The 23,630-nt window shown below is 72.4% G+C and carries 24 protein-coding genes; 14 read left to right on the plus strand and 10 right to left on the minus strand.

The window, feature by feature from the left end; genetic code table 11:
- Positions 1-154: 154 nt before the first annotated feature.
- Positions 155-775 carry a TetR family transcriptional regulator gene (locus ACH4E8_RS26170; protein ID WP_398452567.1) on the minus strand — a complete coding sequence of 207 codons (621 nt, stop codon included), beginning with the start codon at positions 773-775 and terminating at the stop codon, positions 155-157.
- A gap of 132 nt (positions 776-907) precedes the next feature.
- Here ACH4E8_RS26170 and hmgA point away from each other — a divergent pair, with 132 nt between their 5' ends.
- The 3 genes from hmgA (at position 908) to ACH4E8_RS26185 (ending at position 4,368) form a co-directional block, all read left to right on the plus strand.
- A complete protein-coding gene (gene hmgA, locus ACH4E8_RS26175; RefSeq protein WP_398452355.1) occupies positions 908-2,251 on the plus strand; it encodes a homogentisate 1,2-dioxygenase in 1,344 nt (447 codons plus the stop codon).
- 21 nt (positions 2,252-2,272) lie between these two features.
- Positions 2,273-3,025, plus strand: a complete 753-nt coding sequence (locus tag ACH4E8_RS26180; RefSeq protein ID WP_398452358.1) for a GntR family transcriptional regulator — start codon at positions 2,273-2,275, stop codon at positions 3,023-3,025.
- Positions 3,026-3,174: 149 nt separating this feature from the next.
- Positions 3,175-4,368, plus strand: coding sequence for a type ISP restriction/modification enzyme (locus ACH4E8_RS26185; protein ID WP_398452360.1), 1,194 nt, complete (start codon positions 3,175-3,177; stop codon positions 4,366-4,368).
- A 377-nt stretch (positions 4,369-4,745) separates the two neighbouring features.
- Here ACH4E8_RS26185 and ACH4E8_RS26190 read toward each other — a convergent pair whose 3' ends face one another.
- The gene (locus ACH4E8_RS26190; RefSeq protein ID WP_398452362.1) at positions 4,746-5,012 is read right to left on the minus strand and encodes a hypothetical protein; all 267 of its coding nucleotides are present in this window, start codon (positions 5,010-5,012) and stop codon (positions 4,746-4,748) included.
- 491 nt (positions 5,013-5,503) lie between these two features.
- Here ACH4E8_RS26190 and ACH4E8_RS26195 point away from each other — a divergent pair, with 491 nt between their 5' ends.
- Complete coding sequence (locus tag ACH4E8_RS26195) at positions 5,504-7,096, plus strand: serine/threonine-protein kinase (protein WP_398452365.1); 1,593 nt, start codon at positions 5,504-5,506, stop codon at positions 7,094-7,096.
- On the opposite strand, the gene ACH4E8_RS26200 is transcribed toward ACH4E8_RS26195, so the two are convergent.
- Positions 7,086-7,895, minus strand: a complete 810-nt coding sequence (locus tag ACH4E8_RS26200) for an SGNH/GDSL hydrolase family protein (RefSeq protein WP_398452368.1) — start codon at positions 7,893-7,895, stop codon at positions 7,086-7,088. The genes ACH4E8_RS26195 and ACH4E8_RS26200 overlap by 11 nt on opposite strands.
- A 69-nt stretch (positions 7,896-7,964) precedes the next feature.
- Between ACH4E8_RS26200 and ACH4E8_RS26205 the strand changes: the two genes are divergently transcribed.
- From ACH4E8_RS26205 to ACH4E8_RS26225, 5 genes are all read left to right on the plus strand, one after another.
- Entirely contained in the window at positions 7,965-8,393 is a 429-nt protein-coding gene (locus ACH4E8_RS26205; protein ID WP_398452371.1) for a hypothetical protein, read from the plus strand.
- 350 nt (positions 8,394-8,743) lie between these two features.
- Positions 8,744-9,634, plus strand: coding sequence for a glycosyltransferase family 2 protein (locus tag ACH4E8_RS26210; RefSeq protein ID WP_398452373.1), 891 nt, complete (start codon positions 8,744-8,746; stop codon positions 9,632-9,634).
- Complete coding sequence (locus ACH4E8_RS26215) at positions 9,631-10,740, plus strand: glycosyltransferase family 2 protein (RefSeq protein ID WP_398452375.1); 1,110 nt, start codon at positions 9,631-9,633, stop codon at positions 10,738-10,740. Before ACH4E8_RS26210 ends, ACH4E8_RS26215 begins: the two co-directional genes overlap by 4 nt.
- On the plus strand, positions 10,737-11,540 hold the full coding sequence (locus ACH4E8_RS26220; protein ID WP_398452378.1) for a polysaccharide deacetylase family protein: 804 nt from the start codon (positions 10,737-10,739) through the stop codon (positions 11,538-11,540). Before ACH4E8_RS26215 ends, ACH4E8_RS26220 begins: the two co-directional genes overlap by 4 nt.
- Positions 11,541-11,623: 83 nt before the next feature.
- Positions 11,624-12,763, plus strand: coding sequence for a DUF5925 domain-containing protein (locus ACH4E8_RS26225; RefSeq protein ID WP_398452381.1), 1,140 nt, complete (start codon positions 11,624-11,626; stop codon positions 12,761-12,763).
- 179 nt (positions 12,764-12,942) lie between these two features.
- Here ACH4E8_RS26225 and ACH4E8_RS26230 read toward each other — a convergent pair whose 3' ends face one another.
- Positions 12,943-13,323, minus strand: a complete 381-nt coding sequence (locus ACH4E8_RS26230) for a GntR family transcriptional regulator (protein ID WP_398452383.1) — start codon at positions 13,321-13,323, stop codon at positions 12,943-12,945.
- A gap of 68 nt (positions 13,324-13,391) precedes the next feature.
- Between ACH4E8_RS26230 and ACH4E8_RS26235 the strand changes: the two genes are divergently transcribed.
- Complete coding sequence (locus tag ACH4E8_RS26235) at positions 13,392-13,868, plus strand: DUF402 domain-containing protein (protein WP_398452386.1); 477 nt, start codon at positions 13,392-13,394, stop codon at positions 13,866-13,868.
- 15 nt (positions 13,869-13,883) lie between these two features.
- On the opposite strand, the gene ACH4E8_RS26240 is transcribed toward ACH4E8_RS26235, so the two are convergent.
- The 4 genes from ACH4E8_RS26240 to ACH4E8_RS26255 are packed head-to-tail and all read right to left on the minus strand — an operon-like array spanning position 13,884 to position 17,385.
- The gene (locus ACH4E8_RS26240; RefSeq protein WP_398452570.1) at positions 13,884-14,321 is read right to left on the minus strand and encodes a GNAT family N-acetyltransferase; all 438 of its coding nucleotides are present in this window, start codon (positions 14,319-14,321) and stop codon (positions 13,884-13,886) included.
- Positions 14,322-14,340: 19 nt separating this feature from the next.
- The gene (locus ACH4E8_RS26245) at positions 14,341-15,840 is read right to left on the minus strand and encodes a tripartite tricarboxylate transporter permease (RefSeq protein WP_398452389.1); all 1,500 of its coding nucleotides are present in this window, start codon (positions 15,838-15,840) and stop codon (positions 14,341-14,343) included.
- A gap of 4 nt (positions 15,841-15,844) precedes the next feature.
- A complete protein-coding gene (locus ACH4E8_RS26250) occupies positions 15,845-16,405 on the minus strand; it encodes a tripartite tricarboxylate transporter TctB family protein (protein WP_398452392.1) in 561 nt (186 codons plus the stop codon).
- Positions 16,402-17,385, minus strand: coding sequence for a Bug family tripartite tricarboxylate transporter substrate binding protein (locus ACH4E8_RS26255; RefSeq protein WP_398452394.1), 984 nt, complete (start codon positions 17,383-17,385; stop codon positions 16,402-16,404). The genes ACH4E8_RS26250 and ACH4E8_RS26255 overlap by 4 nt, the downstream gene beginning before the upstream one ends.
- A 126-nt stretch (positions 17,386-17,511) precedes the next feature.
- Here ACH4E8_RS26255 and ACH4E8_RS26260 point away from each other — a divergent pair, with 126 nt between their 5' ends.
- Positions 17,512-18,201 (plus strand): response regulator, encoded by a 690-nt coding sequence (locus ACH4E8_RS26260; RefSeq protein ID WP_398452571.1) that lies wholly within the window; start codon positions 17,512-17,514, stop codon positions 18,199-18,201.
- A 42-nt stretch (positions 18,202-18,243) separates the two neighbouring features.
- Here the strand turns inward: ACH4E8_RS26260 and ACH4E8_RS26265 are convergent, their stop codons facing one another.
- Complete coding sequence (locus tag ACH4E8_RS26265) at positions 18,244-18,690, minus strand: pyridoxamine 5'-phosphate oxidase family protein (protein ID WP_398452397.1); 447 nt, start codon at positions 18,688-18,690, stop codon at positions 18,244-18,246.
- 366 nt (positions 18,691-19,056) lie between these two features.
- On the opposite strand from ACH4E8_RS26265, the gene ACH4E8_RS26270 reads away from it, so the two are divergent.
- Positions 19,057-20,031: a lytic polysaccharide monooxygenase gene (locus tag ACH4E8_RS26270; RefSeq protein WP_398452400.1), complete on the plus strand. Its 975-nt coding sequence runs from the start codon at positions 19,057-19,059 to the stop codon at positions 20,029-20,031.
- A 73-nt stretch (positions 20,032-20,104) separates the two neighbouring features.
- Here the strand turns inward: ACH4E8_RS26270 and ACH4E8_RS26275 are convergent, their stop codons facing one another.
- Positions 20,105-20,986 carry an esterase/lipase family protein gene (locus ACH4E8_RS26275; protein ID WP_398452403.1) on the minus strand — a complete coding sequence of 294 codons (882 nt, stop codon included), beginning with the start codon at positions 20,984-20,986 and terminating at the stop codon, positions 20,105-20,107.
- 416 nt (positions 20,987-21,402) lie between these two features.
- On the opposite strand from ACH4E8_RS26275, the gene ACH4E8_RS26280 reads away from it, so the two are divergent.
- Both ACH4E8_RS26280 and ACH4E8_RS26285 read left to right on the plus strand, forming a co-directional pair.
- Positions 21,403-22,524, plus strand: a complete 1,122-nt coding sequence (locus ACH4E8_RS26280; protein ID WP_398452405.1) for a DUF3533 domain-containing protein — start codon at positions 21,403-21,405, stop codon at positions 22,522-22,524.
- Positions 22,525-22,719: 195 nt separating this feature from the next.
- Complete coding sequence (locus ACH4E8_RS26285) at positions 22,720-23,589, plus strand: alpha/beta fold hydrolase (protein ID WP_398452408.1); 870 nt, start codon at positions 22,720-22,722, stop codon at positions 23,587-23,589.
- Positions 23,590-23,630: the final 41 nt, after the last annotated feature.

The following is a 23,630-nucleotide window of genomic DNA, read 5'->3' on the forward strand; positions in this document are numbered from 1 at the left end:
GTCATTTGGCGTTAACAAGATGTTGACGTGTGAGCAATACGAGCAAAACCCCAGGTCAACGAAGAGGATCCGGGAAATGCGACCCGCCGGCCGCCCGCACCCCGGACATACTGGCCGGTTTGCCGCCTAAGGACCCCTTCGAACTTAGGGTCCCCTAAGGGCTGCCCAGGACTTCGGAGAGATAAGCCCGCAACATCACCCGGGCCTGCGCGACGATCTCCTCGTCCCCCGAATCCGCCACCCGGAAGGCGAGTTGCAGCACCGCGTCCGCCGCCTCCACCGCGACCAGCACCGCACGCCGCAACTCGACGTCCGCGCCCCGCCCCAGGCGGGCGGCGACGAGGTCCGCGAGCCGGTCCGCGACGGCGCTGTCGGCGCCCGACGGGCGCGCCCCGACGGGAATCTGCTGGCCGAAGTCCACCAGGGAGAACCCCGGCACGGTGCGCTTCATCGCCAGGTACTCGTCCAGGACCGCGTCCAGCAGCCCGGACCAGTCCCCCGGCGACAGCGCAGCCGCCCGCTCGTCGACCCGGGCCGCGTAGCGGTCGAGGTTGCGCGCGGCCAGTGCGTGGGCGAGCGCCCTCTTGTTGCCGAAGAAGCGGTACACGGACCCGATGGGCACGCCCGCCCGCGCGGCGACGGCCCGGGTCGACAGCGCTTCGTACCCGGTCTCGTCCAGGAGCTCCGCACAGGCGTCCAGGATCCGCGCGAGCCGGCGCGCGGAGCGCTGCTGGACGGGCTCACGACGTAGGTGCGCGTGGGACACGCCGCCCATCATGCCGCGCCGATGCCGTTGACGGGACCGGCACGCAATCCTACGGTTGTCCATAGGATTGCCGTTGCCTTCGGCATGGACTCCTTCACGTGGGTCCTTCGGCATTCATTCCTTCGACACCGGGAGCTGACGATGAGCGGGTTGGGGCAGGCGCGGAGCGAGCGGGCGCGGAAGACGGCCGACGCCTTGGAGTACGCCACCGGCTTCGGCAACGAGCACGCGTCCGAAGCGGTCCCCGGCGCCCTCCCCACCGGGCGCAACTCCCCCCAGCGCGCTCCCCTCGGCCTCTACGCCGAGCAGCTCAGCGGCTCCGCCTTCACCGAGCCGCGCGAGGCGAACCGCCGCTCCTGGCTGTACCGGATCCGCCCGTCCGCCGCGCACCCGCCGCTGGTCCGCGTCGACGGCGGCGCGCTGCGCGGCGCACCCTTCGCCGAGACCGTCCCCGACCCCAACCGGCTGCGCTGGGACCCGCTGCCCGACCCCGCGCCGGGCACGGACTGGCTGGCCGGCCTGTGGACCCTCGGCGGCAACGGCGACGCCGCCGCCCGCACCGGCATGGCCGTGCACCTCTACCACGCCGACGCCGACATGACCGACCGCGTCTTCGGCAACGCCGACGGCGAGCTGCTGATCGTCCCCGAGCTGGGCGGCCTGTTGCTGCTCACGGAGCTGGGCGCGCTCGCCGCCCGCCCCGGCGAGGTCGCCCTGATCCCGCGGGGCGTGCGGTTCCGCGTCGAGCTGCTGGACGAGCGGGCCCGCGGCTACGTCTGCGAGAACTACGGCGCGCCCTTCCGCCTCCCCGACCTCGGCCCCATCGGCGCCAACGGCCTGGCGAACGCCCGCGACTTCCGCGCCCCCACCGCCCGCTTCGAGGACGTGCCGGGCCCGGTGGAGGTGGTGACCAAGTACTGCGGCAACCTCTGGGCCGCCACCTACGACCACTCCCCGCTGGACGTCGTCGCCTGGCACGGCAACCACGTCCCGTACGTCTACGACCTGCGCCGCTTCAACGTGATCGGCAGCATCTCGTACGACCACCCGGACCCGTCCATCTTCACCGTCCTCACCTCCCCCACCGACACCCCGGGGCTGGCCGGCGTGGACTTCGTCGTCTTCGCGCCGCGCTGGCTGGTCGGCGAGGACACCTTCCGACCGCCGTACTTCCACCGCAACGTCATGAGCGAGTACATGGGCCTGATCGAGGGCGCGTACGACGCCAAGACGGCGGGCAAGGGCGGCTTCGTCCCCGGCGGCGGCTCGCTGCACAACATGATGTCCGCGCACGGCCCCGACCGGGACACCTTCGAGCGGGCCAGCGCGGCCGAGCTGAAGCCGCAGAAGATCGACGACGGACTGGCCTTCATGTTCGAGACCCGCTGGCCGGTCGTCACCACCGCGGGCGCGGCACGGGCCGGACACCTGCAGAAGGGGTACGACGGGGTGTGGCAGGGTCTTGAGCGTCACTTCAGGTCCTGACCCCGGAGATACGGAGCCCCCGTGACCTCCTCCTTCGCCCCCGACTCCCTGGTGCTCAACCGCAAGCTGCCGCTGTGGTACCAGGTCTCGCAGTCGCTGCGCGCCTCCATACTCGGCCGTACGCCGGACGCCTCGCTGCGGCTGCCGACCGAGGAGCAGTTGGCCGCGCACTACGGCGTGAGCGTGCTGACGATGCGGCAGGCGCTCAAGGAGTTGGAGGCGGAGGGGCTGATCAGCCGGCACCGGCGGCGCGGCACCTTCATCGAGCCGGGGGCCCGGCGGGGCGCGCCCCGGCGGCTGCTGGGCTCGATCGACGCCGTGGTGGCGCAGCAGTCCGGCGAGCGCACCACGGTCCTCGGCCACGGCCCGGAGCCGGTGCCCGGTGACCTCGCCGAGCACTTCCCCGACCTGACCGAGGTCGTCACGTTCCGTCGGCTGCGCCGGGACGGCGACAGCGGGGAGCCCACCAACTGGGCGCAGAACGCGGTCCGCCCCGACGTGGCCGCGCAGGTGGACGTGGCCGACCTGGAGCGCTGGCCGATGACGAAGGTGCTGCGGGACGCGGTCGGGGTGAAGATCAGCCGGATCACGGACACGGTGGAGGCCCGGCTCGCGGACCCGCAGACCGCGGAGTTGCTCCAGGTGCCGCTGCTCAGCCCGATCCTGCACTACACCGGGGTCACCTACGACGCGGCGGGCCGGGTCATCGACGTGGCCCGCATCCAGTACCGGGGCGACCGGTTCTCCTTCTCCGTCACCATCGACGCGGACTGACCGGCAGCGCGGCTGCGCTGTCGCGGTTTCGCCGTGCGGCGAGCTGTGCCGTTGCGTCTGCGGCCCGGTGGGCGGCTTGCTCACGCGGTTGCCAACGCACCCGCAGGGAAACGGCGGATACGTCCAGAGGCACAGGGGAGGATGGGGGCATGCCGATGCTCGACGAGCTGATGCCCTGGGGCGTGCGCCCAATGCGGTTGGGCCGTTCCTGGGTGCTGGCCCCGGATCCGGGAACGCTGACCGTCCGCTGGGACGCCCTGGTACGGGCCGAAGGCGCCGAGCGCACCGCCCTCTTCCACCCCACCCGGGCCCGCACCCCGGACGCGGCCGTGAGCCAACTGCCCGGCCAGCGGGGCGCCACGACCCGGTTCGCCGCGGAGCGCGGCCGGTGCCCCGCACCCGTCCCCGTGGCGCACGGCCCCTTCGACCGGCAGTGGCTCCTCCCGGACCACCGGCTGATCGATGCGGCCCGTCCGGAGCTGTGGCGGGTCGCGGACGACCACCAGGTCTTCGTCGTCGAACAGGGACGCCCGGCAGTCGGCAGCGGCTCCGACGTCGACCTGGCGGGACCGCCGGTGGTCGTCTCGCCGCACCTGCCGGACGGTCATGCGCCGGCCGGGCGCCCGGGCCGGATCCGCCCGCTGTTCCGCCGCCCGGGCGGCGTCGAACCCAACCTCGCGCCCGGGCTGCTGCCGGCGCTCGGCGAGCGGTACGGCCGCGAGGTGGACGCCCGCGCCGCGCTCGCCTGGATCGTCGCCGCGGCCCGGCACTCCCCCGCGGGCTGCACGGTGCCGCTCCCGGCCGAACCCGAGGTCTTCTTCGACGGCGTCGCCCTCGGCCGGCAGTTGCTGGACGTCCAACTCGGAGGCGCACGCGGCGGTGAGCGACCGCGCCTGCCCGGGGGCCGTCGCCCTTACGTAAGGTCCGCAGTGCCGCCGCGTCCCACCGCCCTCGACTACGACCGGGCGGAGCTGAGCCTGCACCTGGACGGCGGCCGGATCTCACCGGTCCCGGCAGCAGCCTGGGACTTCCACATCGGCGGGGTACGGGTGCTGGAGCACTGGTTCGCCCTCCGTACGGCCGGGGCCGAGCCGGGCACGCTGGCCGCGCTCCGCCCCGCGTCCTGGCCCCAGGAGTGGACGTCGGACCTGCTGGAGCTGATCACGGCGCTGGCCCTGGTCGGCGAACTCGCCCCGCGTCGGGCCGCGTTGGCGTCGCCGTCGGCCTTCACGGAGATCGCGGAGCTGCCCGGGGTGCTGCCCCCGCCAGCGTCCGCCCGACGCCCCGCGTCGGTCCTGGACCACCCCGAGGAAGGACCCGACGGCCAGTTCGCCCTGCTGTGACGCACCCCGGCAGGCGCGGCAGCGCCGCGGTGAGTGCGCAGTGACGGCATCCGCGGCCCGACGGTGACCAACGCACCCGCAAGGCCACGGCGAGAAACGCGGCGGTGATGAACGCGGCGGCGGCCCCGGACCGCGCCGGCAACTCCTGGCACAGGAGCGCCGCGGGCGCATGATCGGGGCGCGGCTCTTGGGGATGTCCGACGACGAGCGGGCCGGGCTGCGTCGGGATGGGTGGTCGCCTGACGGCCGTGGCCGTCAGGCGGTGTCCGGGGAGAACGGTTCGGTGTGATCGCCGGGGCGCGGGGCCGCCGCGGCAGTGACACGTGTCGAGCTGTGAGCGGGGACGGATGCGCGGTCGACCGGACGGCGGCCTGGGCTCAGCGGTGGCTGCCGAAGAGCGTGCGGCGCAGTCGACGCAGCGGGGCGAACAGGGAGACGCGTCCCCGCTTGCTCCGATGGCGGTCGTGCACCACGTCGCGCGCGGTCAGCTCCAGCATCAACGAGGTCGCCTCGACCGTCTCGCGCTGCGGGACGGCGGGACCGCCGAGCACCGAGAGGTGCCGGTCCAGCCGCGAACTGGTCGCCTTGGACCCGCAGGTGATGGCAGGCACGCGCGGCCTGCTCCGTACTGTTATCTGTTCCACGTTACTCCCCACCTTCGTTCCCCACCGTCACTCCCCGCCTTCTGGCCCCACCCGTAACAACGCACCCGGCCCGGGCAGGTTAACCCTATCGTCCCCCGGTGACACCCGTGAATCCCGGCCAGGCCCGTTACGGCACCCGTACGTGGGTTGACGGAGGGCGATCACCGGTCGATCAATGCATGAGATTCCAGGGCGAGTTGGACACTTCGGACCGAGAGCGACCGCCCGGCGAGCAGCCCCGTCTGCCCGCTACCGGACCGGGACGGGGGAGCCGCCGGAGGCCACGGGGGCGCTTGTGCACCCCGAAGGGGATTCCTACCCGGAAGGATGTGAGCGCACTCACACTCGCTCCGGTCGTGCGCGGTGCGCTCGCCGGGCCGGATCCACGCCCAAAGGGGAGGCAGAAAGCCGGAGTTGAGCTAGCGTGGAGTGGTTTCCACCGGGATTCCGGATTCCATGCGCTGCCGTGCTGTTGCGAATTGGGGGCTCAGGTGCCCGAGAACCAACTGGTCGCCGGACGGTACCGACTTCTCGCCCGGCTGGGCGAGGGCGGGATGGGCGTGGTGTGGCGCGCCCGGGACGAGGTCCTGGGCCGGGACGTCGCCGTCAAGGAGGTGCGGGCCCCGGTCGGCCTGACCCGGGACGACGTGCGCCGCCTCTACGCCCGGCTGGAGCGCGAGGCCCGGGCCGCGGGCCGGATCTCGCACCGCAACGTGGTGACGGTGTACGACGTGGCCACCGACGACGACCGCCCCTGGATCGTGATGGAGTTGGTGCGCGGGATCTCGCTCGCCGAAGCCCTGGCGGCGGACGGCCCCTTCTCGCCCGCGCGCGCGGCGCACGTCGGGGCGGAGGTGTTGGCGGCGCTGACCGCGGCCCATGCCGCGGGCGTGCTGCACCGCGACGTGAAGCCGGGCAACGTCCTGCTCGCGCTGGACGGTCGCGTCGTGCTCTCGGACTTCGGGATCGCCACCGTCGAGGGCAGCCAGGGCCTGACCATGACGGGCGAGCTGATCGGCTCGCCGGAGTTCCTCGCCCCCGAGCGTGCGGCCGGCCGCACGCCGGGGCCGGAGTCCGACCTGTGGTCCCTCGGGGTGCTGCTGTACGCGGCGGTCGAGGGCGTGACCCCGTTCCGCCAGGACACCCCGCTGAACACGCTGCGGGCGGTGGTGGACGAGGAGTTGGCACCGCCGCGGCGGGCGGGCGACCTGGCGCCGGTGATCGCCGGACTGCTGCGCAAGGACCCGGCGCAGCGGTGGTCGGCCCGGGAGGCGGAGCGGCTGCTACGGGTGGTGGCCGCGGGCGGCACGGGCCGCGCCCCGGCCGGGTCCGCCACGCCCACGGCGCCCACCGTGCCGCTGGCGGCGTCCGAGCCGTACGAGCCGGCGGCGCCCGCGGGCGGCGCGCCGTCCGCCACCACCGACGTCGTACGGTCGGACGCGCCGCAGCGGGCGACGGCCGTCCTCGCGGTCAGCCTGGTGGTGTTGCTGCTGATGGTCGGCGCGCTCACCTGGGCCCTGTTGGCGGAGCGCGGGGACGACGGCGCGGACCGCGCCGGCGCTTCCCCCGTGGCATCCGCGTCCGCCGCGCCGTCCGCGGGTGCCGTTCCCGACGGCGGCGCCACCGACGACGGAGACGACGGCGACGCGGAAGACCCGACGGTGGCGCCGCAGACCGTGAGCGTGCGGGTGGAGGCGGTGCGCGGGAGCTACTCGGGGGGCTGCCCGCCGTCGGCGTCGCTGACCCCCGTCTTCCGCGCGACGATCACGGTCGGGCACACCCCGGACGCGGTCGAGTACCGCTGGGTGACCGAGGGCGGCGAGGGCTCGGACGAGCGCTGGCAGACGCTGTCGTTCGACCAGGGCACGAGCGCGCAGCGGACGGTGGAGTACGAGGTGCCGGCGTCGACGTGGGCGGACGGCGGCGCGGAAGCGCACCGCGACCGGATCCGGGTGGAGGTCCGCGAGCCGGTCGGGGTGCGCTCAGCGTGGGTGTCCTTCACGGTGACGTGCACGGACCCGTCGCCGTCGGCCGACGGCTCGTCAGGCCCGAGTTCCGTGAGCTCGGCGCCGGTTACGCCTTAGCGGCGAAGGTCGGCAGGTATCCGCCGGACTGTCCGGCTGCGGTGGGGTGGTACGAGTCGCCGATGTTCAGCCAGTTCACGCTGTGCAGCCAGGACGCGCCGGAGCAGATCTCGTGGCCGGTGAAGGCGGGGACGACGTCGGCGTAGGCGTAGCCGTGGTCGGCGGCGCGCTTGGCGAGTGCACCGTTGAGGTGGTCGGCCGCGGCGTTGATGGCGGAGCGCTCGCTCTCGCTCAGCCCGGCGAGACAGCTCCCGCCGAGCTTGTAGAAGCGGGGGTAGCCGAGGACGACGACGCGGGCAGCCGGCGCCTTCGCGCGGATCGCCGAGTACACGCTGTCCAGCCGGCCGGGGAGGGTGCCGTCGACGTACGCCCTGGCCTGGTTGACGCGGTTGATGCAGGTGGCTTCGGAGTTGAGGACGCAGGTGGTCATCACGTCGGCGAAGCCGGCGTCGTTGCCGCCGACGGTGAGCGAGACGAGGTCGGTGCCGGCGCCGAGCGGGCCGAGTTGGCCGGCCGTGACGTCACTCGTACGAGCGCCCGAGCAAGCGGTGAACGCGAACGACGAGGGTGAGTTCGCGGCCGCCCAGAGCTTGGGGTAGGCGCGGTTGCTGCGCTTGCAGTCGCCGCTGGCCGGGTCGTAGTCGCCGGCGCCGACGCCGGACGAGTACGAGTCGCCCAGGGCCACGTAGTCGGTGGCTGCGGCCTCTTGGGCGGCCTGCGCCGGGCTCGCTCCGGTGAGAGCGAGGACGGCGCCGAGGAGGAGGGATGACGCGAACGCCACGATGGGGGACGTTTTCATGGAAGCTCCCTTTAGCAGGATCGCTGCGTCAACTGTCGTAGCAGGCAACGCCCCTGATAGGAAGTGTCCATGACAAACGAGATGGGTCGCGCCGGCGCGGCGCCACCCCGGCGCACGCCGGCATCACGGCGCTTCGACGACCTGCTCCCACTGCTGGCCGGGGTGGCGTGCGCAGCGGCCGGCACCGGCGTCACCCTGGCCCTGACCGGCTCGAATTCACCACTGCGCGCCCCCTTCACGCTCCTGTTCCTCTTCCTCGGCCCGGCGGCCGGCCTCTTCGCAGCGCTGCACCGACTGGAGCCCTGGGTGCGCGCGAGCGCCGCCGCCAGCGGTTCACTGGTCGTCAATCTCGTGTTGGCGGCGGGGTTGTCGTGGCTGGAGGTACCGGTGGTAGGCATCGGAGTGACCGCTATCGTGGCGGTTACCGCACTGATGTTCCTTTGGGCGACTTGGGAGCGTCGCAGCGGGCGCACTCCTACAGCACAACCGAACTCATGACCACCAAATCGGTATCAATAATGCAAAAACCAGAGTCATGTTCGTGGGCTTGTCATACAGTCGCCAACATCAATACCGTGATACATCCACCCGCATCGAACCATCGCCAAGCGGCTCTAGGGGAGGGCACACGCCTCGCGATGGGTCGGAGCGGGTGATGCGGTAGGGGGGTGTCGTGCTGAGCCGTCGCATGCGTCGACGAGCTGTCGCACGGCCGGTTCTGTACCTCGCCCACCTGCGCGGAGCGTTGCTCCGGCACGGCCGAGGGAGAAGAAACCCCCTTCAAACCGGACACTCATCCGGATCGCCCGGGGGCGGGCGTTCCACCGGTGGAGAGGGAAAGAAGATCCATGAGTTCAGTCCTGCGCCCGGCCGCTCCGGAGCACGATCCCGCCACGGCTGACGTCGAACGCGACGGCGCGGACGGCGCGGAGAGACGGGCGCCGCAACAACCGACGTCCTCCGCCACGGGACGCTACCGGCCGATCTCGTCGCACCTGGCGATCGCACCACCGGTGAGCGTGGTGATCCCGGCGATGAACGAGGCGCAGAACCTTCCGCACGTCTTCAAGACCCTGCCCGACTGGATCCACGAGGTCGTGCTCGTCGACGGGAACTCCACCGACGACACGGTGGAGGTCGCCCGCCGACTGCGGCCGGACGTCAAGGTCGTCCAGCAGGCCGGCAAGGGCAAGGGCGACGCCCTGATCAGCGGCTTCGCGGCGTGCACCGGCGACATCATCGTGATGGTGGACGCGGACGGCTCCGCCGACGGCGGCGAGATCGTCTCCTACGTCTCGGCGCTGGTGTCCGGGGCGGACTTCGCCAAGGGGTCCCGCTTCGCCAACGGCGGCGGCACCGACGACATGACCTTCATCCGCAAGCTGGGCAACTGGGCCCTGTGCACCGTGGTGAACGCCAAGTTCGGCGCCCGCTACACCGACCTGTGCTACGGCTACAACGCCTTCTGGAAGCACTGCCTGGACGAGATCACCCTCGACTGCACCGGCTTCGAGATAGAGACCCTGATGAACATCCGGGTCGTCAAGGCCGGGCTGCGGGTCCAGGAAGTGCCCAGCCACGAGTACGTCCGCATCCACGGCGTCAGCAACCTCAGCGCCGTGCGTGACGGGATCAGGGTCCTCAAGGTCATCCTCAAGGAGAAGGGGGTGGCCCGCGCCGCCCGCCGACGCGGCGCGGGCACCCTCGGCGTGAAGGTCGCCCGGGGAGAGACGTCTTGAGCAGCGCCCCGCCCGAGCCCTCCCCCGCCGCTGACCGCCGCTTCTCCGTGGTGGTCTGCGCCTACACCGAGGACCGCTGGGACGACATCCTCGCCGCCGTCGGCTCGGTGCGCGCCCAGTCGCTGCCGGCGCTGGAGGTCCTGCTCGTCGTCGACCACAACCCAGGGTTGCTCGGCCGGTTGGAGCGCGAGTACGCCAAGGACGCCACCGGCGGCCCGGCCGAGGTGCGGGTGCTGGCCAACGCCGGCCCCCGCGGCCTGTCCGCCGGCCGCAACACCGGGATCGCCGCCGCCCGCGGCGAGTTCGTCGCCTTCCTCGACGACGACGCCGTGGCGGAGCGCGACTGGCTGCGGTACTTCGCGCAGGGGTACGACGACCCCGCGGTCGTGGCCGTCGGCGGCCGGACCGACGCCGCCTGGGCTTCGGGGCGCCGCCCGGCCTGGTTCCCCGAGGAGTTCGACTGGGTCGTCGGCTGCACCTACCGCGGGCTGCCCCCGGGCAAGGTCCGGGTCCGCAACGTCCTCGGCGGCAACGCCTCCTTCCGCCGCACCGCGTTCGACGCCGCCGGCGGGTTCGCCACCGGCATCGGGCGCGACGGCGACAAGCGCCCGCTGGGGTGCGAGGAGACGGAGCTGTGCATCCGGCTGTCGAAGGCGCTGCCGTCGGCGGTGCTCCTGATCGACGACCGCGCGGTGATCCACCACAAGGTGCCCTCGGTGCGCGAACGGTTCGCCTACTTCCGCACCCGGACGTACGCCGAGGGCCTGTCGAAGGCGCTGGTGGCCAAGAGCGTCGGCGCGGGCAAGGGGTTGGAGTCCGAACGGCGCTACACCACCCGGGTGCTGCCGGCCGGCGTGGTGCGCGGGCTGCGGGACGCGGCCCGGGGCCGCCGGGGCGGCGCGGGGCGGGCCGGAGCGATCGTCGCGGGCGTCGCGGCCGCGGCCGGCGGCTACGCGGTGGGCACGGTACGGGCGCGCCGGGGCGGCGTGACGTTCTCCTCGGGCCCCATCGAACCCATCGCGCCCGCCGACGCCGCCGCCCCCGTCCGGCCCGCCGCGTCCTCAGCGTCCACTGGTCGAACCCCTCTTGCGAACGGCACGACATGACCGACCCCGTACCCGTCCTGATGTACCACGCGATCGCCCACGACCCGGCGCGGAAGACGCATGCGCTCTCCGTCTCCCCCGGCGCCTTCGCCGAGCAGATGCAGGTGCTGCGCGAACGCGGCTTCACCCCCCTCACCACGGCGGACCTCGGCGGGATCTGGCGCTCCGGCGGCAGCCGCCGACTGCCCGTCCGCCCCGTCCTGGTCACCTTCGACGACGGTTACGAGGGCGTCCACCGGTACGCCCTGCCCGTCCTCGCCGAGCACGGCTTCGCCGCCACCCTCTTCGTCTCCACGGGCTGGCTGCGCGGCGCGCACGACGAGGGCGGCGCCCTGGACACCATGCTGGACTGGGACCAGGTGCGGGAGTTGGCCGCGGCCGGCACGGAGATCGGCGGCCACACCCACAGCCACCCCCAGTTGGACCAACTCGACGACGAACAGCTCTGGTACGAGACGGTCCGCTGCCGCGACCTGGTGGCGGACGAGTTGGGGGCGGCGCCGCGCTCCTTCGCGTACCCCTACGGCTACTCCAGCCGTCGGGTGCGCACCGCGGTGCGGGCGGCGGGCTTCGCACAGTCGTTCGCCGTGGGCAATTCGCTCGCCCGGCCGGAGCAGGGGCCGTACGCGCTGCGCCGGCTGACGGTCCGCCGCAGCACCGGTCTGGACGAGTTCGTCCGGGTCGTCGAGGGCCGGTCGATCGCCCGCACCTTCGCCAAGGACCGTGCCCTGACCAAGGGGTACGCGGCGGTGCGCCGCACCCGGCGCGGGCTGGCGCTGCTGCGCGAAACGGTGGGCTGAACGAAGACTCACGGGGATGCGACGCGCCGGGTCGACCCGCCGTTCGAAAAAGTACGCGCACGGGGCGGCGCTCGTGTCACATCATGGGCGGCATGTCTGCCCCACGGCTCCACGACGTCCTGCCGATCCGGCTGGGCCTCGACGACAACGACTCCCCGTCGGACGTCATCGACGCGCTCTTCCTCGGTCGCTTCGCCACCGGTGACCAGCCCTACTCCCACACGACCACCATCGACCGCGCCAAGCGGGACGTGACCCTGCTGCCGCCGGGCGCCACCGTGGTGCGGGCGGCGCGCGGCGACGACCGCAGCGCGCTGCTCGCCGAGGGCGAGGGCTTCACCGTGCTGGTGTCCCGCTGGAACGCGGGCGCGGACGTCACGGTGACGGCGACCTCCGCGGAGTTGGCGGAGCGGATGCTGAAGCTGGCCGTCCAGGACGCGAGCGACGAGCCCGAGGACGTGCCGGAACAGGTCAAGATGGGGTTCTGGTACCACGTGCCGGGGCGCGGCCCGCGCCGCACCACGCGCCAGATCGCGGCGGGCTCCTGGCAGGACGTGCGGGGCAACTACACGGCGCCCGTGGTCGACGCGATGGACGGGCTGATGAAGCTCACCCCGGACGACGTCGCCGGCCGGCTGCTGCTGCTCCACGGGCCGCCCGGCACCGGCAAGACGTCCGCCCTGCGCACGCTGGCGCGGGCCTGGCGCGACTGGTGCCAGGTGGACTGCGTACTGGACCCGGAGCGGCTCTTCAACGACGTCGGGTACCTGATGCACCTGGCGATCGGCGACGAGGACGGGGCCGACGACGATGACGACGCGGGCGAGGACGGGCAGCGGAACAAGGAGCGGTGGCGCCTGCTGCTGCTGGAGGACTGCGACGAGCTGATCCGCGGCGAGGCCAAGGACGCCACCGGCCAGGCGCTGTCGCGGCTGCTGAACCTCACGGACGGCCTGCTGGGCCAGGGCCGCAACGTGCTGGTGGGGGTGACGACCAACGAGGACCTGGAGCGTCTGCACCCCGCGGTGGTGCGGCCGGGACGGGCGCTGGCCCGGATCGAGGTCGGCCCGCTGACGCGTGCGGAGTCCGTCGCCTGGCTCGGCACCGACGAGGGCGTGGGCAGCGAGGGCTCTTCGCTGGCCGAGCTGTACGCCCTGCGCCGCGGCACGCCCCCGCCCGGCGTCCCCAACTCCCGCCGCGCCGCGCCCGGTCTGTACCTCTAGGCCCGCTCCCCCGAAGCCCTGCGGGCACGGCGGAGGTATTGAGGGGCGCGGGAACTGCGCGACGAGCCACAGCGGGCCGGTAGCGACCAACGCTCCCGCAGCGCTACGGCGGCTCCGTCACAAGGCGCATGGCACAGGGCACCGGCGAGCGCGGCACAACGGGCCGGGAGGGGCGTGGGTCAGCCCGAGGAGCCGTACGCGGCGCGCAGCGCGTCCTCGACCGCCGCGCGGGCGGCGGGCGCGCTGACGCCGAGGCGCTCGGCGCGCTCGGCGAAGACCGCGGCGGCGTGCGCCAACTCGCGCGCCGCCGCGTCACCCGCGGGGGCGACGAAGGTCCCGTTGCGGCCCCGCGTCTCCACCACCCCGTCCGCCTCCAACGCGCGGTACGCCTTGGCGACGGTGTTGGCGGCGAGCCCCAGTTCCTGGGCGAACCCCCGCACCGTGGGCAGCCGGTATCCGACGGGCAGTGCGCCGGAGCGGGCCAGCTCCGCGATCTGGCCGCGGAGTTGCTCGAAGGGGGCGACGCCGGAAGCGGCGTCAATTTCGATCTTCAAGGTCACGGACCGATTGTCCATCACGCGCGCCCCGCGGGTGCGCCGGCGGAGCCGGAAAGGAAGGCGGACGGCACATGAACTTCGAGGTGCGTCTGGTGAAGGCGGGCAAGTCCAAGATCAGCTACCCGGCGGAGTTGGTCCGGGACGACGGGGACCACCTGGTGGTCCGCGCCCCGTGGGCCGCGCCGGGCGTCCGGGACTTCGGCTTCGTGCGGTTCGAGCCGGGGGACGTGTTCACCGAGCACTACTGGCGCACGAGGTGGTACGCCGTCAAGGAGGTGCGGACCGCGGACGGCGCGCTCAAGGGCTGGTACTGCGACGTCACCCGGCCGGCCCTGGTGACGGGCCGCGAGCTGACCGTGGAGGACCTGGACCTCGACCTGTGGGTGTCGGCGGACGGTACCGCGGTGCTGCGGCTGGACGAGGACGAGTTCGCGGCGAGCGGTCTGCACCGGCAGGATCCGCCGGCGGCGCGAGCGGCGGTCGCCGCACTGGCCGAAGTGGAGGCGCTGGCCCTCAGGGGCGCACTGGCGGCGGAGTTGGCGGGCTGAGGTCCGCCCCCGCGACTACAACGGCTTGCGGTAGTGGATGCAGTCGTACGCCCCGCCGACCCGCCGCTCCACGACCTCGTAGCCGTAGCGGGCGTACATGTTCTGGTTCTCCCACATCAAAGCGTTGGTGTAGAGCCGGATCTCGGCGAGTCCCAGCTCCCGGGCCCGGCTTTCGGCCAGGCCCAGCAGGGTGCGGCCGAGGCCGGTCCCGCGGGCGTCGGGGTGGACCGCGACCGACTCCAGGAAGAGGTGGTCGCCCCGCGGCACGAGGACGATCACGCCCTGCACGGGCTCCCCCGTGACGAACACCCGCCCCGCCGCCACGTCGGCGGCGTGATCCGCCTTCATGGGCGCGGGCACGACTCCGATGCGTTCGATGTACTGGTGGTACGCCGCGTCGGTGATCTTCTTCACCTGCGGCACATCGTCGACGACGGCGAGACGGGTGTCCATGTTCATCTCAAATCCATGGTCATGCGGACATGTTATTGCGGCGGCGCACCAGCACCTTCTTGATCAGCGGCCAGGCCAGCAGGATCAGGATCACCACGTAGACCGTGACCGAGAACGCCGTGTTGAACAGGCCGCTCACGTTGCCGTCGCTGATCTGGAGGGCACGGCGCAACTGCTGCTCCGCGCCCGGACCGAGGATCACACCGATGACGGCGGGCAGCACCGGCAGCCCGTACCGCCGCATCCCGAACCCGATCAGACCGATGATCAGCAGGATGACCAGGTCGAGGGCCTCGCCGCCGACCGCGTACGCACCGACCCCGGCGAAGAAGAGGATGCCCGCGTACAGGTAGGGGCGCGGGATCCGCAGCAGCTTCGCCCAGACCGGGGCCAGCGGCAGGTTCAGCGCCAGCAGCAGGACCATGCCGACGAAGAGCGAGGCGATCAGGCCCCACACCAGGTCGGGCTCCCGCTCGAAGAGCAGCGGTCCGGGCTGGATGCCGTACTGCTGGAACGCGGCGAGCATCACGGCGGCGACGGCCGTCGTGGGCAGGCCGAGGGTCAGCATGGAGACCAGGGTGCCGGCCGCGGAGGCGGACGCCGCCGACTCCGGACCCGCGACGCCCTCGATGGCGCCCTTGCCGAACTCCTTCTTGTTCTTGGAGAGCCGCTTCTCGGTGACGTACGACAGGAAGGTGGGGATCTCCGCACCGCCGGCCGGGATGGCACCGAACGGGAAGCCGATGAAGGGGCCGCGCAGCCAGGGCTTCCAGGTGCGCTTGACGTCCTCCTTGCCGAGCCACGGACGGCCGACCGGGATCGGCGGGGCGCCGCCGCGGCGCAGGTGGGCCGCGACCCACAGGGCCTCGCCGATGGCGAAGAGCCCGACGGCCACGATGACGACGTCGACGCCGTCGGCGAGGTGCAGCGAGCCGAAGGTCAGGCGCTGCTGGCCGGTCATCTGGTCCAGGCCCACGAGTCCGATGGTGAGACCGATGAGCAGGGAGGCGAGGCCGCGGATCCGGGAGGAGCCGAGGACGGAGGTGACGGCGATGAAGGCCAGCACCATGATCGCGAAGTAGTCGGGGGCGCCGATGTCCACCGCGAGGTCGGCGACCGTGGGCGCGAGGGCGACCAGCAGGAGCGTGCCGATCATGCCGCCGGCGAAGTGGCCTATCGCGGCGGCGGCGAGCGCTTGCGCGCCGCGCCCCGACTTGGCCATGGGATTGCCTTCTATCGCGGCGACCACCGCCGCGCTCTCCCCCGGTGTGTTCAGCAGGATGGAGGTGGTGGAGCCGCCGAACATGGCGCCGTAGTAGATGCCGGCGAACATGATGAACGCGCCGGTGGGTTCGAGGCCGTACGTCACGGGCAGCAGCAGCGCCACCGCCATGGCCGGGCCGATGCCGGGCAGCACGCCGATCGCGGTGCCCAGCAGCACCCCGATCACTGCCCACAGGAGGTTGATCGGCGTCAGCGCTGTGCCGAAGCCGTCGACGAGTGAGTTGATCGAATCCATCGTGCTACAGCACCCCCATGAGCGGGCCGCCCGGCAGGGGAACGCCGAGCAGGTCGTTGAAGACGTAGTACGTGAGGAGGGAGAGCACCGCGGCGATCAGCGGATCGCGGTGGAAGTGCCGGCTGCCGAGCGCGAAGGCCGCACCCCAGAACAGCAGGGCGCCGGCGATGGGGAACCCGATCGGGGTGATGAGCACGGCGAAGGCGAGGAAGACCCCGGCGAGCAGCAGGACGGTCTGCCAGTCGCTGGGCTCGCTCAGGTCGATGTCCTCGCCGCCCTCGGCCTCGCCGCGACCGCCGCGCATCACGTCGACGGCGAGGAGCACGGCGATCAGCAGCAGGCCGACGCCGACCACGATCGGCACGGTCTTGGGGCCGACCGGCCCGCGCTGGGCGATCTCGACGTCCATGGTGAGGGCGTCGCCGAGGACGAGCACGCCGATGGCGAACAGCAGCACGCTGACGCCGAGTTCGGAGTGGTCGCGCAGCCAGGAGCGGAAGCCCTCGCGGGCCGGTCCGGGGGAGGTCTCCGTCGACTGCGTGGTGGGGGTTTCGTGAGAGCTCACAGTCCCAACTCCTTCAGCACCGTTTCCACCCGCTCGTTCTGCTCGTCGAGGAACTCGCCGAAGTCCTCACCGGAGAGGAAGGCGTCGGTCCAGCCGTTCTTCTCCAGCGACTTCTTCCACTCGTCGGAGGCGTGCAGCTTCTCGACCAGGCTGACGAGCTTCTCCCGCTCGGTCTCGGAGAGCCCCGGCGGTGCGACGATGCCGCGCCAGTTGGTGAACTCCGTGTCGATCCCCGCTTCGCGCAGGGTGGGGGCGTCGAGCCCGGGGACCCGCTTGGGGCCGGTGACGGCGAGCAGTCGCAGTTCGCCCGACTTGATCTGGTCGAGGTACTCGCTGACGCCGGAGACTCCGAAGCCGACCTTGTTGCCGAGGATGGAGGCGAGCAGCTCGCCGCCGCCGTCGTACGGAACGTAGTTGACCGACTTCGGGGAGATGCCGGCGGCCTTCGCCATCAGCATGGGCGCGAGGTGGTCGGGCCCGCCGGGCGACGACCCGCCGCCGACCGACAGCTTGCCGGGGTTCTTCTTCCAGGCTTCCACCAGCTCCTGGATGGTCTCGTACGGCGAGTCCTTCGAGACGACGACGATGTCCTGCTCTTCGGTGAGCCGGGCGATCGGGGTGGTGTCGGCGAGGGTCTTCGGAGCCTTGTTGGCGTGTACGGCGCCGACGACGCCGAGGCCCATCGACATCGCGAGCTTGCCGTTGCCGTGCTCGCTGACCAGACGTGCGAGGCCCACGGTGCCACCGGCGCCCGGCAGGTTGAAGACCTCGATGTCATGGGTGAGGTCAGCGTCCTCGGCGTTCTTCGCCGCGGTGCGCGCGGTGATGTCGTAGCCCCCGCCCGGGGTGTTGGGGACCATGAACCGCAGCCCGGGGATCTTGCCACCGCTGTCGGAGCCGTCGCCTGTGTTGAGCAGGGGCGGCCCCACCAGCACCAGCAACGCTGCCCCGAGCAGGGCGAGGGGAGTGCGCAATCGCACGTGAGCCGCCTCTCGGTAGGGGTGTGTGAAGTGGCCCACATGTTGCCGTCGCGTTAAGAAAGTGTCTCTCTTCCGGAATCAACGGACGTTGTGGTCATTGTGGTCGCGCCTTAGCGTGTGCCCGTGATGAAAGTGCTGGTGGTGGACGACGACTTCATGGTCGCCAAGCTGCACAGCCGCTATGTGTCGGTGACGCCCGGCTTCCAGGTCGTCGGAGTGGCGCACAGCGGGGCCGAGGCGCTGCGCGCCGCGGAGCGGCTACGGCCCGACGTCGTCCTGCTCGACGTCTATCTGCCCGACATGGACGGGCTCACGGTGCTGCGCGAACTGAGGGCCGCGGAGGAGCGAGATCCGGCGCGGGCGAGCGCGGACGCGCTGTTCATCACGGCGGCGCGGGACGCGGAGGTGGTGCGCGCCGCGCTGCGGGCCGGTGCGCTGCACTACCTGATCAAGCCCTTCAACCAGACGGCGCTCCAGGAGCAGCTGCGCCACGTGGCGTCGCTGCGGTCCCGCTTCGCCCGGCTCGGCGAGGCGCGCCAGGAGGACGTGGACCAGATCTTCGGGACCCGCCCGCCGGGCGCCCGGGGGCTGCCGAAGGGACTGGCGCCGCACACGGCGGAGCTGGTGGAGCGGATCCTTCAGGAGCGCGGGGGCGATCTGTCGGCGTCGGAGTGCGCGGAGGCCGGCTCGCTGTCGCGGGTGAGCGCCCGGCGCTACCTGGAGTACTTCGTGGAGACCGGCCGGGTCGAGGTCACGCTCCGTTACGGCGGTACGGGTCGGCCGGAGCGCCGGTACCGGCTGGCCGGCGGGCGGTGAAGCGCCCGCCGGACCGGCCGGCACCGTCGGCTTTGGCGACGCCTACGCTTCGCCGAGTTCGGCGCTGAGCCAACGCTGCGGCCGCATGCGGACGACGAGTTGGGGTCCGTGCTCCCGCCTGGCGAAGGCCAGGTACTCCGCGACCTTCTCGGGGTCGACGAGGTAGTGGCGGGTGACTTCTTCGAGCTCTTCGGGGGTGGCGTCGCTGATGCCGACGACCGGACCCTCCACCGACACGTAACGCACGGTGGGCACGGTTCGCTCCACCATCAAGGAGAACCGGCCGGCCGCGGAGATGAGTCGGGCCTTGCGCGAGTCGGCCGCCGTCATCAGCCAGAGGTCGCCGCCGGGCTCGTAGCGGTACCAGACGGGGACGGTGAGCGGCGCCCGGTCCTCCTCGCCGGAGTCCACCGACAGGGCACCGATGTGGGGTTGGACGAGGAACTCATCGCGCTCTTCGCGGGTCAGGACCTTGGCCAGGTGCGCCATGGGCTGCCTCCTTCGCTCGACGTGGATCTTCGTTGTCACTCGATGATGCACGTTGCGGCAGCACATCACGTGATGTCGGTCGATTTCCGGCCATCAGACGCGATATGGGCAGCAGGCGGCGGAGCTGCGGGGCCGGCATCCGCTTCCTGAGCCTGCGCTTAGCGCCTCCTTAAAGCAAGGATAAGGATCATCATCTTCCCGTTCCGGCACGGGATTTCGGGGAGCGGAGGGGTTAGCTTTCTCGACGTCGGGACTTGGTCCGGACCAACGCGCATGAGGTGAACACGGGCTGCGCGGACGTCCGGGCCGGTTCCGGCTCCCCCCAGAGCTCCACCTCCCCCCAGTGTTCCTGAGGAGTACGACACCATGACCGCTCGCCGTATGGTCACCGCGGCCGCCTTCCTCGGTCTGGCGCCGCTCGCGCTGGCCGGGATCTCCGCCGCTCCGGCTGCCGCCCACGGTTCGATGGCGGACCCGGTCAGCAGGATCGCCGCATGTCACGCGGAGGGGCCGGAGAGCCCCGACTCCGCCGCCTGCAAGGCCCTGGTCGCCGCCGGCGGCACCCAGCCGCTGTACGACTGGAACGAGGTCAACCTGCCGGCCGTCGCCGGGCAGCACAAGCAGCAGATCCCCGACGGCAAGCTGTGCAGCGCCGGCCGGGACAAGTACAAGGGCCTGGACCTGCCGCGGACCGACTGGCCGACCACCGCGATGGCCGCGGGCCAGAAGACGTTCAAGTGGCGGGCGACCGCGCCGCACGTGGGCAACCTGTCGCTGTACATCACCAAGGACGGGTACGACCCGACCAAGCCGCTGAAGTGGTCGGACCTGGAGGCCCAGCCCTTCGTCTCGCTCGACAACCCGCCGCTGGTGGACGGCTCGTACGTGTTCAAGGGCGAGGTCCCGAAGAAGACCGGTCGCCACCTGGTCTTCTCGATCCTCCAGCGCTCGGACTCCCCCGAGGCGTTCTACACCTGCTCGGACGTGGCGTTCGGCGGCGGCACGGGCGGCGCCCCGGCGGCCAAGGCGCCCACCGACCAGCAGATCGAGCAGAGCTCCGCCAAGTCCTCGGTCGACCACGGCGGCCACGGCGGCGACACGCCCGCCGAGGTGAAGCAGAACAGCGAGTACGCGGCCGGGCACGAGGCCCAGGGGCACGGCACCACCCAGGTGGCCGCCACCCAGGCCCCGAAGGCCCAGGGCGGCTCCGCGACGCTCGCGGAAACCGGCGGCGACGGGAACACCCCGTACATCGCCGCCGGCGGTGCGGTCGTGCTCGCGGTGGGCGCGGGCGCCATGTTCGTCACCACCCGGCGCAAGACGGCGGCCGGCGGTCGCTGATCGCCGCCGCCTGAGGGGGACGTGAGCCCCCTCCCCCGTACGAGGACCGCGCGTCCGTCGTCCGCTGAAGCACTCAGCCGATGACGGACGCGCAGTTCGTCGTGGTGGCGCGGTCCGGGTCCAGGGCGCCGGCGACCGCGTGGAAGGCGATCCGGTCCACGGTCCCGATCGCCACGTGCTCGGAGACGTCCAGCGGACAGAGGTCCTGGAGCACCACGTTCTTCACGTTCGGCCCGGTCAGGAACTGCGACCGGTAGGGGGTCACCACCTGGTCGTAGCGGGTGGCGATGACGGTGTAGCGCACCCCGGGGACGGTGTCGCCGCCCGCGTTGAGCCTGGTCAGGAAGGGCGAGCCGACGATCTGGTCGGCGAGGGCGGGGGTGGCGGCCGTCAGCAGGTCCTCGACGCCGGGGAAGAAGGGCAACAGTTTGGTCAGCCCCAGCAGGGTGGTGCCGCGGTTGCTGGGGGCGAGCCCGACGAGTGCGTTGACCTCGGCGGCGCCGCCGAGGAACTTGAGGTAGTGCCGGGGCATCATGCCGCCCTGCGAGTGGCCGACGATGTCGACCTTCGCCGCACCGGACGCGACCCGCACCCGGTCGACGAAGCGGTCGAGTTGCCGCGCGGACTCCTCGACCGGGCCGAGCCCGTGGAAGAAGGGCACGCCGGGCAGTTGCCCGTAGTCGAGCGAGTAGACGCAGTACCCGCGGTTGACCAGGTACGGCGCGAGGCCCAGCCAGTTGTCGACGGAGTTCCCGAAGGTGCCGTGGACCAGGACGACGGGCCGCGGATGGACGGCGGACGGCCGGCACGACCAGTCGTTCCAGCCGCTGCTGCGGGTCTGCGCAGCGGCGCTCGGGGCGGCCGTTGCGGTGGTGGTGACGGCCGGGGCGAAGCCCACGGCCGCGGCCAGCAGGAGTGCGGCGACGGGTCGTACGAAGCGTTTCCACGGCAGCATCGAGCGGCCTCCTCGCAGCTCAGCGGGCCCGGCAGCTTCTTGCCGTGCTCACGACAAGCTACGCACGGGTAACCGGCGAAGGGAAGTTACGCGTCGGTAAAAACTGAGCGCACGTCAGCGCTGCCGCTGCGTCGACAGGCACGGCTTCGCCGTGCGGCAAGCTGTGTTGCAGCGGCTGCGGCCCGCGTGCGGCTGGTCGCACAGGTCCTCGCCCCCCTAAACACCCGCCCCCTCCTCGCAGGCAGGTGACGGTGGCAGCGAATCGGGTGGCGCTGGATGCCCCCCGTGCCCATGCCTGGCACAGGGGGGGAAGTGCGCGGGCGGCCCGCAGGAAGGTGCGCTCCGTCGCGTCGGATGCGTCAGCCATTCGGCTCCGCCCGACTGCGCGCGGGCGCCGGGCCGTCGAACGTGGGGCCATGACGCCGACTTCCGACGACCCGGGCCACGCCGCACCGAGCGCCGCACCGCCGCCCCGCCCCGGCTTCTTCGACGAGGTCAGGGACGCGGTGCACGTGCGGGCCGCGTTGCTGATCATCGGCGTGCTGGCGTTGCAGCTCGGCTTCATCACCTCGTACATCGGCGCCTTCCACGACCCGAAGCCGAAGGAGGTGCCGATCGCGGTCGCCGCGCCCACGCCGGCCGCGGCGGCGCAGGCCGTGCGCCGGCTGGGGACGCTGCCCGGCAACCCGCTCGCGCCCAGGGCGGTGGCCGACGAGGCGAACGCCGCCGCCCAGGTGCGCGACCGGGACGTGGACGGCGCCCTGGTCCTGACCACGGGCGCCGCCGACCGCCTGCTGGTGGCCAGCGCCTCCGGCGCTTCCCTCTCCGAAGCGCTGACCGCGGTGGTCACCCGCTCGGAGCGGGCGCAGGGCCGCAGCGTCGACGTGGTCGACCTGGTGCCGAACGCCCGCGGCGACGCCCGCGGGCTGACCTCCTTCTACCTCGTCATCGGCTGGTGCGTGGGCGGCTACCTGTGCGCGGCGGCGCTCGCGATCAGCGCCGGCGCCCGGCCCGCCAACCCCGCCCGCGGGCTCATCCGACTGGCGGTGCTGCTGCTGTACGCGGCGGTCACCGGACTGCTCGGCGCGGTCATCGCGGGCCCCGTCCTGGACGCCCTGCCGGGCGGCGTGCCGGCCCTGTGGGGCCTCGGCACCCTGCTGGTGTTCGCCGTCGGCGCCATCACCCTCGCGCTCCAGGGGCTCGCCGGCATCGTCGGCATCGGGTTGGCCATCCTGGTCGTCGTGGTCCTCGGCAATCCCAGCGCCGGCGGCGCCTACCCGTATCCGCTGCTGCCACCGTTCTGGCAGGCGATCGGCCCCGCGCTGCCACCGGGCGCCGGCACCTACGCGGCCCGCTCCATCAGCTACTTCGGCGGCAGCGGCGCGACCGGGCCGCTGCTGGTCATCGCGGCCTGGGCGGCCGGCGGCGCCGTGGTGACCATGGTGTGCGCGTTCCTGCGCCGCCGGGCGGACGAGCGCGACGGCGGGGCGCCCCTGACGGCGGCTGCCGGTGACGGCGGGACGCACCGGGGGGCGTAGTACCGGCGCACGGTCGCGGAACGTCCACGCGAAGTCCGCCGCATCCGCCGCCCCGCGATACCGAAAGCACAAGCTTCCGCCCGCGGAATGGGTAATCATCAAGGGGTCGGGGAATGCACACACTTCATGGCCGTCAGCCCGCGCGAAGCCGTGTCGTACACGGCCCGGGGGCGCAAAGGACATAAGGGGGCGGGGGTGCGACGTCGGGTGTGCGCGAAGGACGGGCGCCATCTGATGACGGAGCAGTTGGGGGACCCTCGGGGCAAGCCGGTCTTCCTGCTCCACGGCACTCCGGGCAGTCGGCTGGGGCCGGCTCCCCGGGGAATGGTGCTCTACCAGCGCCGCATGAGGATGATCGTCTACGACCGTCCGGGCTACGGAGGCTCGGACCGGCTGCCGGGGCGCTCCGTCGCCGACGTGGCCGAGGACGTCCGCGCCATCGCGGACGAGATGGGGCTCGACCGGTTCTCCGTCGTCGGCCGTTCGGGAGGCGCACCGCACGCCCTGGCGTGCGCCGCCTTGATGCCCGACCGGGTCGACCGGACCGCCGCGCTGGTCACGCTCGCGCCCAGGGACGCGGACGGACTGGACTGGTTCGAGGGGATGACCGCGTCGAACGTCGACGCGTACACCTCCGCCCTCGACGACCCCACCGGGCTCGCCGAGGTGTTCACGCACCGCTCGGACGAGATCCGCAAGGATCCCATCAAGCTCCTCAACGACCTGCGGCGCGAGCTGCCCGACTCGGACCGCATGATCGTCGCGGACGCCGGGGTGCGCTCGATGCTGCTCCGCAACTACCAGGAAGCGCTGCGGATGTCGGCGTGGGGCTGGATCGACGACGCCCTCGCCTTCAACAGCCCGTGGGGCTTCGACCCGGCGGACATCACGGGCCGGGTGATGCTCTGGCACGGCGAGCAGGACGTCTTCTCGCCGGTGGGCCACTCCCGGTGGCTCGCCCAGCGCATCCCCGGCGCCACCGCCGTCCTCGAACCGGCCGCCGCGCACTTCGAGGCGCTGCACGCCCTGCCGCGCATCCTCACCTGGCTGATCGAGGACCTGTAGCACCGGTGCCATGAGGCGGCGGGGGCGATGTCGCCCCCGCC

This window comes from Streptomyces sp. NPDC017979 (assembly GCF_044328175.1).
Lineage (GTDB): Bacteria > Actinomycetota > Actinomycetes > Streptomycetales > Streptomycetaceae > Streptomyces.